Origin of the sequence: Campylobacter concisus, from assembly GCF_002913545.1 — a bacterium.
Lineage (GTDB): Bacteria > Campylobacterota > Campylobacteria > Campylobacterales > Campylobacteraceae > Campylobacter_A > Campylobacter_A concisus_AV.
On record NZ_PPBR01000090.1, the window covers coordinates 1 to 15,071 of the forward strand.

At 40.0% G+C, this 15,071-nt stretch carries 14 protein-coding genes; 5 read left to right on the forward strand and 9 right to left on the reverse strand.

The window, feature by feature from the left end; all coding sequences use genetic code 11:
* Positions 1-262: 262 nt before the first annotated feature.
* From rlmN to CYP05_RS05215, 4 genes are read right to left on the reverse strand one after another with little or no spacing between them, the layout of a single operon-like run.
* Positions 263-1,408 (reverse strand): 23S rRNA (adenine(2503)-C(2))-methyltransferase RlmN, encoded by a 1,146-nt coding sequence (gene rlmN, locus CYP05_RS05200; protein WP_103642196.1) that lies wholly within the window; start codon positions 1,406-1,408, stop codon positions 263-265.
* Positions 1,405-2,085, reverse strand: coding sequence for a purine-nucleoside phosphorylase (locus tag CYP05_RS05205; RefSeq protein ID WP_103642197.1), 681 nt, complete (start codon positions 2,083-2,085; stop codon positions 1,405-1,407). Before CYP05_RS05205 ends, rlmN begins: the two co-directional genes overlap by 4 nt.
* Positions 2,085-2,840, reverse strand: coding sequence for an imidazole glycerol phosphate synthase subunit HisF (hisF, locus tag CYP05_RS05210; RefSeq protein ID WP_103642198.1), 756 nt, complete (start codon positions 2,838-2,840; stop codon positions 2,085-2,087). The genes CYP05_RS05205 and hisF overlap by 1 nt, the downstream gene beginning before the upstream one ends.
* A gap of 2 nt (positions 2,841-2,842) precedes the next feature.
* On the reverse strand, positions 2,843-6,121 hold the full coding sequence (locus tag CYP05_RS05215; protein WP_103642199.1) for a DEAD/DEAH box helicase: 3,279 nt from the start codon (positions 6,119-6,121) through the stop codon (positions 2,843-2,845).
* Positions 6,122-6,227: 106 nt separating this feature from the next.
* On the opposite strand from CYP05_RS05215, the gene rsmA reads away from it, so the two are divergent.
* Genes rsmA through CYP05_RS09965 form a run of 5 tightly spaced genes read left to right on the forward strand, consistent with a single transcriptional unit; the run spans position 6,228 to position 11,107 of the window.
* Entirely contained in the window at positions 6,228-7,070 is an 843-nt protein-coding gene (gene rsmA / locus CYP05_RS05220) for a 16S rRNA (adenine(1518)-N(6)/adenine(1519)-N(6))-dimethyltransferase RsmA (protein WP_103642242.1), read from the forward strand.
* The gene (locus tag CYP05_RS05225; protein WP_181001176.1) at positions 7,036-9,189 is read left to right on the forward strand and encodes a ribonuclease J; all 2,154 of its coding nucleotides are present in this window, start codon (positions 7,036-7,038) and stop codon (positions 9,187-9,189) included. The genes rsmA and CYP05_RS05225 overlap by 35 nt, the downstream gene beginning before the upstream one ends.
* A gap of 9 nt (positions 9,190-9,198) precedes the next feature.
* On the forward strand, positions 9,199-10,152 hold the full coding sequence (locus CYP05_RS05230) for a KpsF/GutQ family sugar-phosphate isomerase (RefSeq protein ID WP_103642200.1): 954 nt from the start codon (positions 9,199-9,201) through the stop codon (positions 10,150-10,152).
* A 1-nt stretch (position 10,153) separates the two neighbouring features.
* Positions 10,154-10,927, forward strand: a complete 774-nt coding sequence (locus tag CYP05_RS05235) for a pseudouridine synthase (RefSeq protein ID WP_009295179.1) — start codon at positions 10,154-10,156, stop codon at positions 10,925-10,927.
* Positions 10,928-10,936: 9 nt separating this feature from the next.
* On the forward strand, positions 10,937-11,107 hold the full coding sequence (locus CYP05_RS09965) for a hypothetical protein (RefSeq protein WP_181001177.1): 171 nt from the start codon (positions 10,937-10,939) through the stop codon (positions 11,105-11,107).
* A gap of 557 nt (positions 11,108-11,664) precedes the next feature.
* Here the strand turns inward: CYP05_RS09965 and CYP05_RS05245 are convergent.
* From CYP05_RS05245 to CYP05_RS05265, 5 genes are read right to left on the reverse strand one after another with little or no spacing between them, the layout of a single operon-like run.
* Positions 11,665-12,174, reverse strand: a complete 510-nt coding sequence (locus tag CYP05_RS05245; protein WP_103607256.1) for a hypothetical protein — start codon at positions 12,172-12,174, stop codon at positions 11,665-11,667.
* On the reverse strand, positions 12,171-13,124 hold the full coding sequence (locus CYP05_RS05250; RefSeq protein ID WP_103642202.1) for a hypothetical protein: 954 nt from the start codon (positions 13,122-13,124) through the stop codon (positions 12,171-12,173). Before CYP05_RS05250 ends, CYP05_RS05245 begins: the two co-directional genes overlap by 4 nt.
* Positions 13,121-13,789, reverse strand: a complete 669-nt coding sequence (locus CYP05_RS05255) for an ABC transporter ATP-binding protein (protein ID WP_103642203.1) — start codon at positions 13,787-13,789, stop codon at positions 13,121-13,123. Before CYP05_RS05255 ends, CYP05_RS05250 begins: the two co-directional genes overlap by 4 nt.
* Positions 13,786-14,895 carry an ABC transporter permease gene (locus tag CYP05_RS05260; protein WP_103642204.1) on the reverse strand — a complete coding sequence of 370 codons (1,110 nt, stop codon included), beginning with the start codon at positions 14,893-14,895 and terminating at the stop codon, positions 13,786-13,788. The genes CYP05_RS05255 and CYP05_RS05260 overlap by 4 nt, the downstream gene beginning before the upstream one ends.
* The gene (locus tag CYP05_RS05265; protein WP_021084005.1) at positions 14,885-15,070 is read right to left on the reverse strand and encodes a hypothetical protein; all 186 of its coding nucleotides are present in this window, start codon (positions 15,068-15,070) and stop codon (positions 14,885-14,887) included. The genes CYP05_RS05260 and CYP05_RS05265 overlap by 11 nt, the downstream gene beginning before the upstream one ends.
* Between the last annotated feature and the right edge of the window lies 1 nt (position 15,071).

Below are 15,071 nucleotides of genomic sequence, written 5' to 3' on the forward strand. Positions count from 1 at the left end.
ATAAAAATTTTTCATAATTTTACTTTTAAATTTGAAATAGAATTTCTATTAAAAGATAGAGTTAGATTTTTAGTGTCGCCACATTGTGATTTAAATTTTTGGCAATCAACTTTGTATTTTTGTTTTTCACACAAAATTTCATGCCAAATTTTTAGAATTTATTTTGAAGTTTTATTTTCTTCTTTTAAAACTTTAATGATAAGTCCAAGCCCAATGCCAGCAACTATTACTATAAAAATGATCTCGGCGATATCAAGAGCTGTCATTTTTTACTCGCGTTAGTTTTATCGTTAGTTGGTTTTTCTTCTATTTTAACTGCGTTCTTATCGCTAACGTTAGTTTTAAATTTTGGATTTTCATTGCGCTGTTTTAGCTGTCCGCAAGCCGCACTTATATCAAGTCCTTTACTCTGTCTGATCGTGCAAGTGACGCCATGATCCCTCAGATATTCTTGAAATTTTAGCATGCTAGCAAGCTCAGGCCGTCCAAATTCACTACCTTCATGCGGGTTAAAGTAGATCAAATTTACCTTTGCCTTGATACCATGCAGCAGTTTTACCAGCTTTTTTGCGTCACTAACGCTGTCATTTAGGTCCTTGATAACAAGGTATTCAAACATCACACGCTTTCGCATATCGATAGGAAATCCTCTAACAGCGTCCATAACAGCCTCGATATTATACGCCTTATTTATCGGCATCAGGCGGCTTCTAAGCTCGTTAGTAACAGCATGTAGCGATATGGCCAGCAAGACACCAAGGTCCATCTCACCAAGCTTTTTTATCTGGCTGCCAAGGCCACTAGTTGAAACGGTTTGGCGGCGTGAAGATATGGCTAGACCCTCATTAAGAGCTAAAATTTTGATCGCTTTACTAACGTTAGCAAGGTTGTCAAGTGGCTCACCCATACCCATATAAACGACATTTATGCGCCTCTCGTATGGTATGTTATTCTCTCTTTTTATCCATAAAATTTGCCCTACGATCTCGCCAGCAGTTAGATTTCTAACAAGCCCGCCCTTTGCTGTTAGGCAAAAAGCACAGCCCATTTTGCAGCCAACCTGCGAACTAACACAAACAGTATAACGAGCATGGCGACTAATCTTACCATCTTCGTCGCTAATCTCCTCTTTCATAGGTAGCAAAACACTCTCTATCTTTAGCCCATCTTTTAGCTCGAAAAGATATTTGATAGAGCCGTCACTACTTTGCTCAAATTTCACACATTTTAGAGGATCAAGATAAAATTTCTCAGCCAAGTCCTGGCGCATATCTTTTGGTAAATTTAGCATTTGACTAAATTCTGTCGCATTTTTTTTGTACACCCACTCATAAATTTGCGTAGCTCTAAAAGAGGGAGAGACCAGCTCTTTTAACTCTTCGATGCTAAGATCAAGCAAATTTTTCACACATTTTCCTTTACATATTTTGTTAGTAGCTCTTTGGCCGCAGAGTGATTTTTTATAAAATCAGCATGCGCATTTTCATCACAAAAATTTGTCGCTACGAAAATTCCATAAGCTGGAATTTTAAAAATTTGAGCCACTTTTAGAACAGAAAAAAACTCCATATTTTCTAAAAAATATCCCTTTTCAAACATCTTATAAGCCAAATTTTTGTCTGTCGTTATGAAATTTGATGAATTTGTTTTGATAGTTCCACGTGAAACGATAGAAGAAATTTCACACTCGATAGGCGAATAAGATCTATTTTCTATACTAGAAATTTCAATATTTGCCCCAACCGAGCTTTCATAAATTTGCAAAATTTCACCATCTTTATATAGACCAGCCGAGCCAACAAAAACTATCTTTTCTGGCATCTGGTATAAATTTCGCTCGGGATTTTTTGACAAATTTTGGCTTAGATTTTGCAACTCTGGGTTTGATGAGTTTGCAAATTTAGCCTCGATCTTTGCAAGATAGTGTGGATCAATGTTTTTTAAATTTATACCCTTTTCATCCGCTCCAATGCACGATCTTTTTTGCAAAAACTTTGTCAAATTTATCGCCATATCGACTAGCCCCACCCCCATTGGCAAGGCAAAGTCAAAAATTTCATTTTTTCCAGCCGAGATAACTAACATCAAAGCCTAACCTCAACGCCATTTGCCTTGAGATACTCTTTTAGCTTTTTTATCTCGATCTCGCCAAAGTGAAATATCGAAGCCGCCAAACACGCATCAGCCCCAGCCTCAAAAGCCTCTTTAAAATGCTCCATCTTGCCAGCACCACCACTTGCGATAGTTGGTATAGAAAGCGCGCTAAAGATCTTTGTTAGCTCCAGACTAAATCCCTGCTTGACGCCGTCGTTATCCATAGACGTTAGCAATATCTCCCCTGCTCCGCGCGACTCGACCTCTTTTGCCCAAGCAAAGGCATCTTTTTTGGTATCGATCCTGCCGCCATTTATAAAAATGCTATAACCATTTTCGATCTTTTTGGCATCGATCGCTACGACAACGCACTGTGAGCCAAATTTCTTAGCCGCTTCGTCGATCAAATTCGGATCTTTTATCGCAGATGAGTTTAGGCTCACCTTGTCACAGCCCGCATTTAAAAGGCGCGAGATGTCGTCGATCGTGCGTATGCCTCCGCCAACGGTAAGCGGTATAAAAAGCTTGCTTGCAACCTTTTTTACTACATCAACTATCGTATCACGGCCAAGGTGAGAGGCTGTGATATCCAAAAAGCAAAGCTCGTCAGCGCCCTCGTCGTTATATCTTTTAGCTATCTCGACCGGGTCTCCAGCATCGACAAGTCCAACAAAATTTACACCTTTTACGACCCTGCCGTCTTTTACGTCGAGGCATGGGATTATACGTTTTGCAAAATGATTCAAATTTATCCTTTGTCTATCTTTCTAGCTGCCACCTCAAAGTAGGGCAAACTAGCCCAATTTTCTCGATTTCCAACTATATAAATAACCTCTTTTGCTCTTGTTAGCGCCACGTTTAGCAGATTTGGCTTGCTAGCAGCCCATGCTCTAGCGCCCTTTGTAGCTCCCCCTAACACAAATACAATAACATCAGCCTCTTTACCCTGCATAGTGTGGATAGTGCCAGCACCTTTTAAATTTCTACAAACATCTTTAAATGGCGTTATTATCCTGATGTTATTTTTCTCACCAGCTAGCTCGCCTGCTAAGAGCTCTTTAACCACCTCGCCCTCGGCTTTGTTGTAGTTTCCTATCCACTCCTCGCTTCTAACATCTATCCACTTTGTTTGCACGTTAGTGTTTGCAAATTTACTAGCCGCGCTTCTACCAAGTATCATCATATCATCGTAGGTAGTCTCGTTTGAGATCTCAAACATAGGGTTAGCGCACCTTCTATGCACGATCAATGGTGAGCCGACCCAGATACTCTCACCGCTACCTTTTATATATGTGCCAATCTTTTGCGCCTTGTCTGCTCTTAGTTGCACAGAGGATTTAAGCAAGTTAAACTCCTCCTTTGCCTCGCAGTAGCTAAGGATCGCGTTATTTAAACTAACTGGCAGTATTACGACTGGTTCAAGTTGAAGTGGGTCGCCAACCACCACCGCCATCTTTGAGCGAAGCAAAGCACCTAACGCGTTAGTTAAATTTGCCTGCCCTGCTTCGTCTATCAAAAGTATGCCTATATCGCCATTTAAAAGCTCTTTAAAGGTATTATTAAACGAGGCAAAAGTCGAGCTAACAACAGGCGTTAGCAAGAAGAGTCCCTTGATGATCTCGCGTCTATGCTTTGCCTCTAAGCCGTTTTTCTCAGCCATCTTTTCATCGTTAAAGATAACACTAAGGGCACGTAAATTTGTCCTAACAGCCTCTTTGCAGGCAAAAATGGCAGCTTTGTGCAAATTTAGCGCCTCTTTGAAAAGCTCTATCCTAGCCTTAAAAAGCTTTGTCTTGTGAAATTTCTGGTCTATGCCAAATTCCATCATAAATGGCATACTCTTTTGCATCTCTTCGTTGCTCTCGCTAAAGCTGCTGTTTAGAAAGATATCTAGCTCCTCGCTCCTGCCAAGTATCTTTTGACGTCTAGCAAAGTCGCTTTGTAGCCTTTTGTAAAGATTTATCTTAGTATTTAGCTCTGCTACCCTGCTCTCAAGCCCTGCTATCTCGTCTTTTAGCTCATTTAGCCTTGCCTCATTTTTCTCTTTGCTCTCGCCATTTTGCTTGCTAGCTTTTAAATTTTGCTCAGCTATCTGGCGGTTTATCTCGCCAACCTTTAACGCCTCGTCATTATACTTTTCAAAGGCCTCTGTCTTAAAAATTTGCTGAAAGAGAAAAAATGGCGGCTTTTCTGGCGTGCTTAAATACTCCTGCAAAGCTTCATTTTGACTAACAACTCTTGTTAGCTCGCTAAATTCAGCCTTTTTATCTTCAAGCCCGCCACTAACGCTAGCAAATTCGCTCTCAAGAGGAGATAAAAGCTCATCTATCTGCCTAGCTGAGTTATAGCTCTCTAGCCTTCTATCGACGTCAGCTAGCTCTGTTTTAAGGCTCTTTAGCTCCTCTTCTTTGATCCTGATCTCACTAAAAAGTAAATTTACCTCGTGAAGTGCGAGGTTAAATTTCTCCTTTGCCACGTCGTAGTCATCAACCCCTTCGCCAACTGCCAGATATTTGCCAAGCCCCATCAAAAAGCCATCTTGCTCCAAAAACTCGCCATACTCTTTTAATATCTTGTCATACTGGCTGTGAGTAGCCTCGATCTTTACGCCGTTAATTGCATTGAAAACAAAATTTGACTTGTTTTGCTTTGAGCCAAGCGCCACGCAAAATAGCCCCCAAGCTGGCTTTGAGATAAAGGACTTCTCGCCAAATTCGCTCTTTTCATCGGCCGAGAGCAGCCTTGTGGCTATAAATTTAAAATAATCAATCTCGCCCTTATAATCCCCTATGCTCTTTAGCTGGCTTAGCTCTTTGCTCAAAATTTCAACCGCACCGTTATTACAAGAGCTAACGACCATCTCGTAGCCTTGCAGCTCGTCATTTAGCCTAAAATAAAGCGCCTTTTCGTCGCTGTCATAAACTGGCTCAAAGATATCGTGCCTACTCATTTGCGCGAGCTTCATCGCCCTAAGCGTCACCACTTCAGCCATCACGTCCTTTAAAAGTGTTGTTTTACCCGTGCCTGGAGCGCCATTTACGCTATAAATCCCGCCGTTACCTTCTTTAAATTTCTCTATGATGTTATTTAGCGCCATTTGCTGTGAGAAATTTAGTGCAAAATCACTTGCAAAAGCTGATCTTGGGTAGCGCTCAGCCTTAAAAAAATCCCTAACAGCCCTTTGATTTAGCTCATCTCTAACGTCAAGTCTCTCAAATTTATTCTCACTGCCCTCGTCTAAAAACTGATCCGTCAGCTCGTGCGTCCTGCCTGACTCGTAAAATTTGATAAGTAAATTTATATCATCTATAAAAAAGCTATTTAAAAGGGCGTCATTCTCTTTAAAATTTGGGTCAGCGATCCTTACTTCAAGCCTGATCACGTCTTTACAAAACGGCGTCTTTAGCGAGCTTTTTAGCTCCTCATGCACCGCTTTTACATAGTCGCTAAGCCTCATTTTCTCTTTATGGATAGAAATTTTATCCTTGATGTGCTCGCACTCTTTGTTAAAGTCATTTTGGCTGATCTCTTTTAGGTGGTTTAGGCGCACCATCGCCCAAGGAGCCGTTGGGATAAAGAGCTCATTTGATGAGCTTGGCGTGAAAAATGCGCTTAGCTCATCATCTAAATTTGCATCTTTTAAGGCTAAATTTTGCTCATTTTTGCAAAATACTAGATCGCCAGAGAGCTTAAGCTTATAACAAAATGCCTTTTCAAAGCTCGTTTGCTCAGAGCGTAGCTCATCTAAAATTTGCTCTTTTTCAAATTTCACCTTTGCTAGCTTTGATATCGCAAGGGCGAGCAGGTCAGTCTCAAAAATGCTGCCATAAATTGAAATTTCTACACCATTTTTTAAAAGCGACCTGTCAAATGCTCTTAAAATTTGCATAAATTTCTCATCGAAATTTGCGATCTCAAGGTCCATTGATTTTTTAAATTTACTATTTGTCTTTTTTGGCTCGTCTAAGGTTTTTGGCTCTAAATATTGTGATAATAAAAAGTATTTTAAGGTATTTGCCCTACTCAAATTTGCGCCTTATTTTGTTGTTATTTAGTGATTATAGTCCATTTTATATATGATTAAACTAAACTTGTAATCATTGTATAAGTAATTTTTGGCTAATATCGCGGCTATGATAAAGGCAAAAAAGCACTTTGGACAGAATTTTTTACAAGACAAAGCGACACTAGATAAGATCATCCAAGCGATACCCAATGACGTAGAAAACGTCGTTGAGATTGGGCCTGGCTTAGGTGATTTGACATTTAGACTTTTGCAAATTTACAAGACGACCTCTTTTGAGATAGATTGTGAGCTGTTTCAAATTTTAAAGGTCAAATTTGCAAATGAGATCCAAAATGGACAATTAAAACTTTTTTGTAAAGATGCATTAGAGCAGTGGCAGCAAGAGGGCGGACTAAGTAGCCAGAACTACTTTTTAGTCGCAAATTTGCCCTATTACGTTGCTACGAAGATGATACTAAATGCGATAGATGACGAAAAATGCCTTGGGCTTATTGTGATGATACAAAAAGAGGTTGCTCTTAAATTTAGTGCAAAGAGCAAGGATAAAGAATTTAGCGCTTTATCGATCCTCGCTTCACTTCAAGGCAGGTGTGAGCTTTTGTTTGACGTGGATGCAAAACTTTTTAATCCACCTCCAAAGGTCACATCCTCAGTCATCAAACTACAAAAAACAAAAAAGATTTTTGGCAAAGACGGGATTTTCAAAGATGCAAATTTATATGAAAGCTTCAAGGGCTTTTTAAAAGCTGCGTTTGCTTCGCCAAGAAAGACGCTTTTGAAAAATTTATCCACAAATTTTGACAAAAAGGCGTTAGAAGAAATTTTTGAAGACCTGGGCTTAGCTCAAAATTTACGTCCACACGAACTAGATGTCGATTCTTATCTAAAAGTATTTGAAAGATTAAAGGAAGATAATGAACGACAAAAACGAAGAGAAAGTTGTAACTAATCAAAGTAAAAATAACAAAAGACGAAGATTTAGGCCAAAAAACAAGCCAAAACAAGAGGGCGAAACTACCGAGCAAACATCACTAGCAAGCAAAAGCGTGATAGATAACTTCTTTGCAGCAGAGCAGGCTGAAGCCAAAACGCACGCTGAGCCAAAGAGTCAAAATCCTCGCCCAAAAAAGCAAAGAAATAATAAAAATCAAAACAAAACTGGCGAAAACAATAAGCCAAAAGAGCAAAAACAGCAAAAAGAAAAACCAAAACAAGAGCCAAAAGCTGAAACTAAAAACGAGGCAAAAGAGCAAAAAGAAAAGCCTAAAAAGGCTAAAAAACCAAAGAAAAATTTACCTGCAAAACTAAATGGTAACGAGCAGTGGCAACAAGATATCGCAAGCGCGATGGAGGCAAACAAAGCCACTCACGAGCTAAGGCTTGAGCCACTAAAGTATCTAAACTCAAGCGAGCATAAAATTCGCATAACTCCACTTGGCGGTCTTGGCGAGATCGGCGGCAATATGACGGTCTTTGAAACAGAAACTAGCGCTATCATCGTTGATATCGGCATGAGCTTTCCAAGCGAGAGCATGCACGGCGTGGATATCCTCATCCCAGACTTTGACTATGTTCGCAAGATAAAAGATAAGATAAAAGGCGTCATCATCACTCACGCACACGAGGATCACATCGGCGCGGTGCCTTATTTTTACAAAGAGTTTAAATTTCCTATCTATGCCACACCGTTACCACTTGGCATGATAAATAATAAATTTGAAGAACACGGACTAAAACAAGAGCGCTCGCTCTTTAGATCAGTTGAAAAAAGAAAGCCATATCTCATAGGCGACTTTGAGGTCGAGTGGATACACATCACCCACTCTATCATCGACGCCTCCGCACTTGCGATCACGACAAAGGCTGGCACTATCATCCACACAGGCGACTTTAAGATCGACCACACGCCGATAGATGGCTATCCAACAGACCTTGGCAGGCTAGCGTATTACGGCGAGCGTGGTGTGCTTTGTCTATTAAGCGATAGCACAAATAGCTACAAAGAGGGCTTTACGAAGAGCGAAAGTAGTGTTGGCAAGACCTTTGACGCGATATTTTCAAAGGCAAAAGGCCGCGTCATAATGAGCACATTTAGCTCAAACATCCACCGCGTCTATCAAGCGATCGAATGGGGCTTAAAATACAACCGCAAAGTCTGTGTCATCGGCAGATCAATGGAGAGAAATTTATACACTGCGATGGAGCTTGGCTACATCAAGCTTGATAAGAAAATTTTTATCGATGCAAACGAGGTTGGTAAATTTAAAGATGACGAGGTGCTTATCGTCACTACTGGCTCTCAGGGTGAGACTATGAGCGCGCTTTACCGCATGGCGACAGATGAGCACAAATATATAAAGATAAAGCCGACCGATCAGATAATCATCAGCTCAAAAGCGATCCCAGGTAACGAAAACAGCGTCTCAACGGTGCTAAATTTCTTACTAAAATCAGGTGCGAGCGTCGCTTATCAAGACTTTAGCGAGATCCACGTCAGCGGTCACGCAGCGCAAGAAGAGCAAAAGCTGATGCTTCGCCTCATAAAACCAAAATTTTTCTTGCCAGTGCATGGCGAGTACAACCACATCGCAAAGCACAAAGAGACGGCAATTAGCTGTGGTGTGGATGAGAGAAATATCTATCTGATGAGTGACGGCGATCAGATGGAGGTTTGTCAAAAGTACCTAAAACGTGTAAAAACTGTAAAAACTGGCAAAGTCTTCATAGATAATCAAATAAATAAACAAATCGCAGACGACGTCGTCATCGACAGACAAAACCTTGCCGAAGCAGGTGTCGTCATGATAATCGCTCAAATTTCACGTCACGGCGCAAAACTCATCAACAAGCCTCGCGTCATCAGCTACGGCCTTGTGGGCGACAAGCAAGACGCCGAGTTTAGAAAAGAGATGGAGGGCGTGCTAGAGCAGTATCTAAGTAACGTCAAAGAGGAGCTTTTGAAAGATAGCAGACTACTCGAGTCACAAGTGCGCCAAGTGATCAGAAAGCACATCTTTAGAAAGGTCAAAAAGTACCCAACTATCGTGCCGATCATCTATCTAATGTAAGGAAAATTTATGCAAAAAGCCAACCAAATCGCCGCTGAAGTCTTAGAGATAGAAGCAAATGAGCTTTTAAGACACGCTAAAAGCGTAGAGATAGAAGATGCTGTAAATTTGATATATAACGCAAAGGGCAAAGTCATAGTAACAGGCGTGGGCAAGAGCGGTCACGTGGGCGCAAAGATCGCTGCCACGCTTGCAAGCACTGGCACGCCAAGCTTTTTTTTACATCCGACAGAGGCCATGCATGGAGACCTTGGCATGATAGAAAAAGACGACATCTTGTTAGCCATTAGTTTTAGTGGCGAGAGCGATGAGCTTGTCAAAATTTTGCCTCATGTAAAGCGCTTTGGCGTAAAAATAATCGCCATGGCAAGGAGCAAAACAAGCTCGCTTGGTAAATTTAGCGACGCTTTTATAGATATAAATGTAGAGAAAGAGGCGTGCCCACTAAATACCGCCCCAACAGCATCAACAACGCTAACGTTAGCTCTTGGCGATGCGTTAGCTGTTTGCTTGATGCAAAAGCGCGGCTTTAAAAAAGAGGACTTTGCAAATTTTCATCCAGGTGGCAGCCTTGGCAAGAGGCTATTTTTGAAGGTCAAAGATGTGATGAGAAGCGAAAATTTACCGATAGTCCGCTGGAATGCAAGCCTAAAAAGTGCGATCGATACTATGACACATGGCAAGCTTGGCACGGTTCTCATCGTCGATAAAGATGGCGTGCTAGACGCTCTTTTAAGTGACGGCGATCTTAGGCGTGCGCTTATGAGAGAGGACTTTGACTTAGACGAGCCAGCGATGAAATTTGCAACCTTGCATCCAAAAGAGATAAACGACAAAGAGATGTTAGCCGTAGATGCGTTAGCTTTGATAGAAAAATACAAAATTCAGCTTCTAGCTGTCGTAGAAAATGGCGTGCCTGTGGGTGTTTTACACATCCACGACCTTGCAAATTTAGGACTATAAAATGGAAAAAACAAGACTAAATAAATTTATCTCACATAACACAAACTACTCACGCCGTGAGGCAGATGAGCTGATAAAAGCTGGCAAGGTTAGCATAGCAGGGCGTGTGGTTAGCGACCTTGCTACAAGCGTGGATGAAGATGACAAAGTGCGTATAAATGGCCGTTTGATAAAGCTAAAAAAGGAATTTACCGTTATCGTTTATCACAAACAAAAGGGCGAGCTAGTTAGCAAAAAAGATGACCGTGGGCGAAAGACGATATATGACACGTTAGATAAGAAATTTGCAAAATTTGTTAGCGTGGGACGCTTAGACTACGCAAGCGAGGGGCTACTTTTACTAACTGACGCTCCAGCGATCGCCACAGCGCTCATGAATAGCGACTTAGAGCGCGAATACTACCTAAAGGTAAAAGGCGAGGTGACAAAAGAGGTGATAGAGGCGATGACAAATGGTTTTTTCGCCAAGGATGCCACCAAAGGCGCGCACGCAAAAACCACTATAAAATCAATGGAATTTAAGCCATTTCTAGCCTATAAAGTCTTTGGCTCAAGCGGTGGCTACACAAAACTAAAGGTCATCATCAATGAGGGTCAAAATAGGGAACTTCGCCGCTTCTTTGGCTACTTTGACCTTGAAGTGATGGATCTAAAACGTGTTAGTTTTGGGCGTGTTAGCCTTGATATGCTAAAGCCTGGCAAATGGCGCTACTTCGAAAATAGCGAATACGAAGACCTAAGAGACTTTTTAAAAGTTAATAACGTTAGATACTAAGGATAAAATTTGAAAAATTTTTTAAATACCGTGGCAACCATTGTAGCTACTATTATTTCAACTTTTCTTGCACAGATAGCTATTTCTAAATATAGCGCGGGCAACTTAGAATATCAAGTAAAGTCCGCCAATTATCAATCAATTGAAAAAATAATGGCTATGAACACAAGCAATGTATAACCCTAATTAATTTAAGCATAGAAAATAATTCAAATTTTAATGAAAAAAATATTCAAGTTAAAATCCCAAATATCTATGAAACCCTATTCAATAATATTGAAATAAATAGCGATATTAAAAATATTGAGTTTAATAAAACAAAAGCAAACTTTATTCAAATCCCAGAACTTAGGCAAAAAGAAAAGGCTAAAATTCAAATAAAATTTACAGGACTTTCTTGCATAGACACAGATACTCCATATCTAGAAAACGATCCGTACATATCATCAGATAGCTCATTGGCTCAGAAAAAACAAAAGTTTTTTGACAAATACTCTGAATTAACTTTTATGATGTCATCATTGGGTGTGCTATTTATTATAATTTTATGCATCGCATTAGCAATAGATATTTTAACACCAAAAGAAAAAAAGATAGCAAGTTTAGAAAAGCAAATTCAGCAATTAAAAGATAAAAAAAACTAGACAAAGTATAAAAATTGATATCAAATTAACAAATAATATGTTTATATAAAAATATTATTTAAGGCAATAAGACTAAAAAATATCTTTACAAATTTATATCTTATTTTCTGAAAGTAGGATGTTTATGTATGGATTTAGCAGCGTTTCGCCGCGTGCTGCGTAGAGCAAGACCTCTTTAAAGTAGTTGTCGTTTATGCCGTAAGTGTGAAATTCATACGCCCCTATGCCGTATCCCATCGGCGTGATATCGACCCTCGAGTACCAGGCATCTTGCGCTAGGATGTAGCGGTTTGTATCTCTTGAATAGACATATAACTTGATCTTATCTTTGCTCTTTTGCCCCATATACCAGATGAAAGAATTGGTGATGTCGTTGAAAAAGTAGATGTCGCCATTTGGCATGATCGCCTGAGCTGTGTCGTTGTTATCAGCGATGAGCGTCCTGCTCTCATAACATATAAATTTATTTGGCGTAAGCTGCTCTATGGGCTCAAATTTGCCGTTATTTAGGACTAAAATTTTATCATCGCTTATGTCGGCATTATAGGCGAGCACGGCTAAAACTAGAGCTAACAAACAAAGAGAAAAAATTTGCTTTATCAAAATAAAAATCCTCTTAACAAATAGTATTTGAGCATGTAAAGCGAGCAGATCAGCACGCAAACACTTAGCCAGATCGATGAAAATTTAAGCTTGTGTGAGTAGTTTGTCTTTGTGATGATCTCCACAAGATATGGCATAAGGCCGTAAAAAACGCCCAAAAACAAACTGCCCCAGATGAGGTAACCAACGTAATAATAGTCGCTTCTTAGCATGCAGTATGGGCACTTGTGATTTGGCTGCTCATAAACGTAAAGGCCAAAAAAGTAGGTGATAGCGTAGTAGCTAAGCACCAAAAATAGCAAATTTGCCACAAAGCTTGCCATACTTTGCTTTAAGAAATTTAGCGCCAAAATGACAAAAAATAGCACGAAAAATACGCTTACTAAGCCAAAATTTGTATAGCCAAATGGCAGCTTTGGAGCTTGAAAAGTGACAGAGCAGCAAAAGACTGGCACTTTTAGCGGGATGTTATAAAAAAACGAAATTTCTATGCCAAGCTCGAGCAGTATCATCACAAAAAGGCAGATAAAAATGGCATATTTTTTCTTTAGATATGGGAAATTTAGAGCCTGCAAGTCAAGCTTGTTTATAACCAGCCAGATACCAAGCCCAAAGATGAGCAAAATTTTAGTGAGCATCAAGATGCCGCCAAATTTATTTGAGCCGATTACGCCAGCTGAGCACATAGCCCCTGGGACGATGTCAGAGAGCTCATTTAAACAAAGTGCGAAAAATATAAACAAAACGATCTTTGCGCAGACGCTAAAGAGCAAGATCGTATTTACAAGGTAGTTTTGCTTTTCAAGCGAGTATTGAAGCGATGTTAGCGCGTTATAGTCCCACGACTTCACGATCCTAACGACGTAAAATAGCGAAATGCCCATCAAAACTAACAGCACAAACTCCGCTAACAAAAAGGCAATAACGGCGTTTGATAAAAATACGCTCATACTATCTCTCCGTTTTGTAGGCTAAGAGCCCTATCTGTGGCGCTTAGCTCGTCAAAAATGCTATCGTGAGTGGCGACTATGACGCTTTTTTTAAGCGCTTTAAATGACTCTAGCAATCCTAAAAATGCACGCGCATTTTGCCTATCTAAATTTGCCGTTGGCTCATCAGCCAAAATGATATCCGCATCCATTGACAAAGCCCTAGCCACCGCACATCTTTGGCGCTCGCCACCGCTTAAATTTGATACGTTTTCATCTCTTTTGTGAGAGATATTTGCAAGCTCAAGAGCCCTTTTTATCATCTCTTCACGCACGTTTGCCTTGAAATTTGTTAGAGCAAACGGAGCTAACAAATTTTCATAGACACTTAAGCCCTCTATGAGGTTAAAATTTTGAAAAACAAGCCCAAGCCTTTTGTGTCTAAACTCAGAGCAAAATGCGTCAGGCAGCTTTGCTATGTTAGTGCTATCTATCAAAATCTCACCGCTAGTTGGCTTTTGAAGTAGGGCTATAAGCGAGAGCAGGGTGCTTTTACCACTTCCACTAACGCCTTTTAGTATCACTAACTCGCCGTTATTAACATCTAAATTTATATTTTTTAGAGCGCAAAACTCGTTTTGTTTGCCTTGGTTATAGACTAGGCTAACGCCTCTTATATTTATCATTTTAGCCCCTCATTTATGTCGCCACACGCCACACGCCACGACGGGATAAGGACAAATGCCAAAAATGGTATGACGCCAAAGACAAAGATCAAAAAGAGCTTATCAAACTCCAAAATAGGCGTGAAATTTGTAAAATTTAAAAGCTCATCGCCTAAAAATATCTCCTTTAAAAATGGAGCATTTAGAACAAACACAAAGAGATAAGCTAACATAACTCCAAGCAAAAATGCGCTAACGCTAACAATGAAATTTTGTATAAATTTTAGGAAAATGATATCTTTTATACAAAAGCCGATACTTCGCAAAATAGCTATCTCGCGCTTTTTACTGCCGTAAGCAAGTGAAATTTGGTTTTTAAGTAGCACGAAAAATATTAGCATAACGCCAACATAGATGCTCATAAAAATTCCGCCCTTATAGTAGTAAAGATGTCTAATGTTTGCCACCTCATCTTCTATGCTAATGGCAAATGAGTTTGGATATAAATTTTCTATCTTTAAAGCCACTTGGCTGATCTCTTCGCTATTTGGTACATCAACATAGAGCTTTGTGTATTCTTCATCTTTTAAATTTAAGATAGCCCTTAGCGTTTTTGGGTGCAAAAATATGGCGTTATTTGTGATAAGAGCGCTTTGTTTTGGCATGGTTTTTACTATCTTTACTGGTATCATGCGCTCTTCTGTTAAGAAGTTAAAGCTCTCATCGTAGTAAAGCTCGTTCATAGCAGCTTTTACGCCATCGCCAACTATCATCTCATCTTCTTTCAAGCTATCATCCTCATATAGATGAAACCAGACGCGCTTTTGCACGAAGTAGTACTCTCCATCCGCCACGCCTCTAACGTCAGCCACGCCATCGATCTTTGAGATATCGTAGATATAGCCAGGGTGCATAAGGTCCCTTTTGCCAGCACGAAAGGCGCTAACAACGATGCTTGATCTATCTTTTACTAAACTTATGAGATCATGCTGGATAGAGCCAGAGATGAAAAGCACCGAGCTTAGCACAAAGATAATGAGCGCAAAGAGGCAAAAGCTAAAGAGATGATCCTTTTTGTCTTTAAAGAGCAGGACCACAGCGTAGTTTATGAAATTTCTACTTATCATAGACAAAGCCCTTTTGCTCTTTTAGGCTAAAGCTAGAAGCTAAATTTGCCCTTGTTATCTTTGAAATTTCTCTTAGCTCATCTTGCTTTGCTTTGTGGTCAAAGCTAAGGTAGTGCGCCGCTAAAAGCGTGTAAGAGAGCCCAAAAAATAACGCCAAAAATGCCAGAAATTTCACT

What these genes read in the sequence shown, in the direction of transcription:
- CYP05_RS05205 (WP_103642197.1), bottom strand. Translation starts at nt 2,085, where the DNA reads ATGTTAGTTATCTCGGCTGGAAAAAATGAAATTTTTGACTTTGCCTTG.
- rsmA (WP_103642242.1), top strand. Translation starts at nt 6,228, where the DNA reads ATGATAAAGGCAAAAAAGCACTTTGGACAGAATTTTTTACAAGACAAA.
- CYP05_RS05225 (WP_181001176.1), top strand. Translation starts at nt 7,036, where the DNA reads ATGAACGACAAAAACGAAGAGAAAGTTGTAACTAATCAAAGTAAAAAT.
- CYP05_RS05230 (WP_103642200.1), top strand. Translation starts at nt 9,199, where the DNA reads ATGCAAAAAGCCAACCAAATCGCCGCTGAAGTCTTAGAGATAGAAGCA.
- CYP05_RS05235 (WP_009295179.1), top strand. Translation starts at nt 10,154, where the DNA reads ATGGAAAAAACAAGACTAAATAAATTTATCTCACATAACACAAACTAC.
- CYP05_RS05250 (WP_103642202.1), bottom strand. Translation starts at nt 13,124, where the DNA reads ATGAGCGTATTTTTATCAAACGCCGTTATTGCCTTTTTGTTAGCGGAG.
- CYP05_RS05255 (WP_103642203.1), bottom strand. Translation starts at nt 13,789, where the DNA reads ATGATAAATATAAGAGGCGTTAGCCTAGTCTATAACCAAGGCAAACAA.
- CYP05_RS05260 (WP_103642204.1), bottom strand. Translation starts at nt 14,895, where the DNA reads ATGATAAGTAGAAATTTCATAAACTACGCTGTGGTCCTGCTCTTTAAA.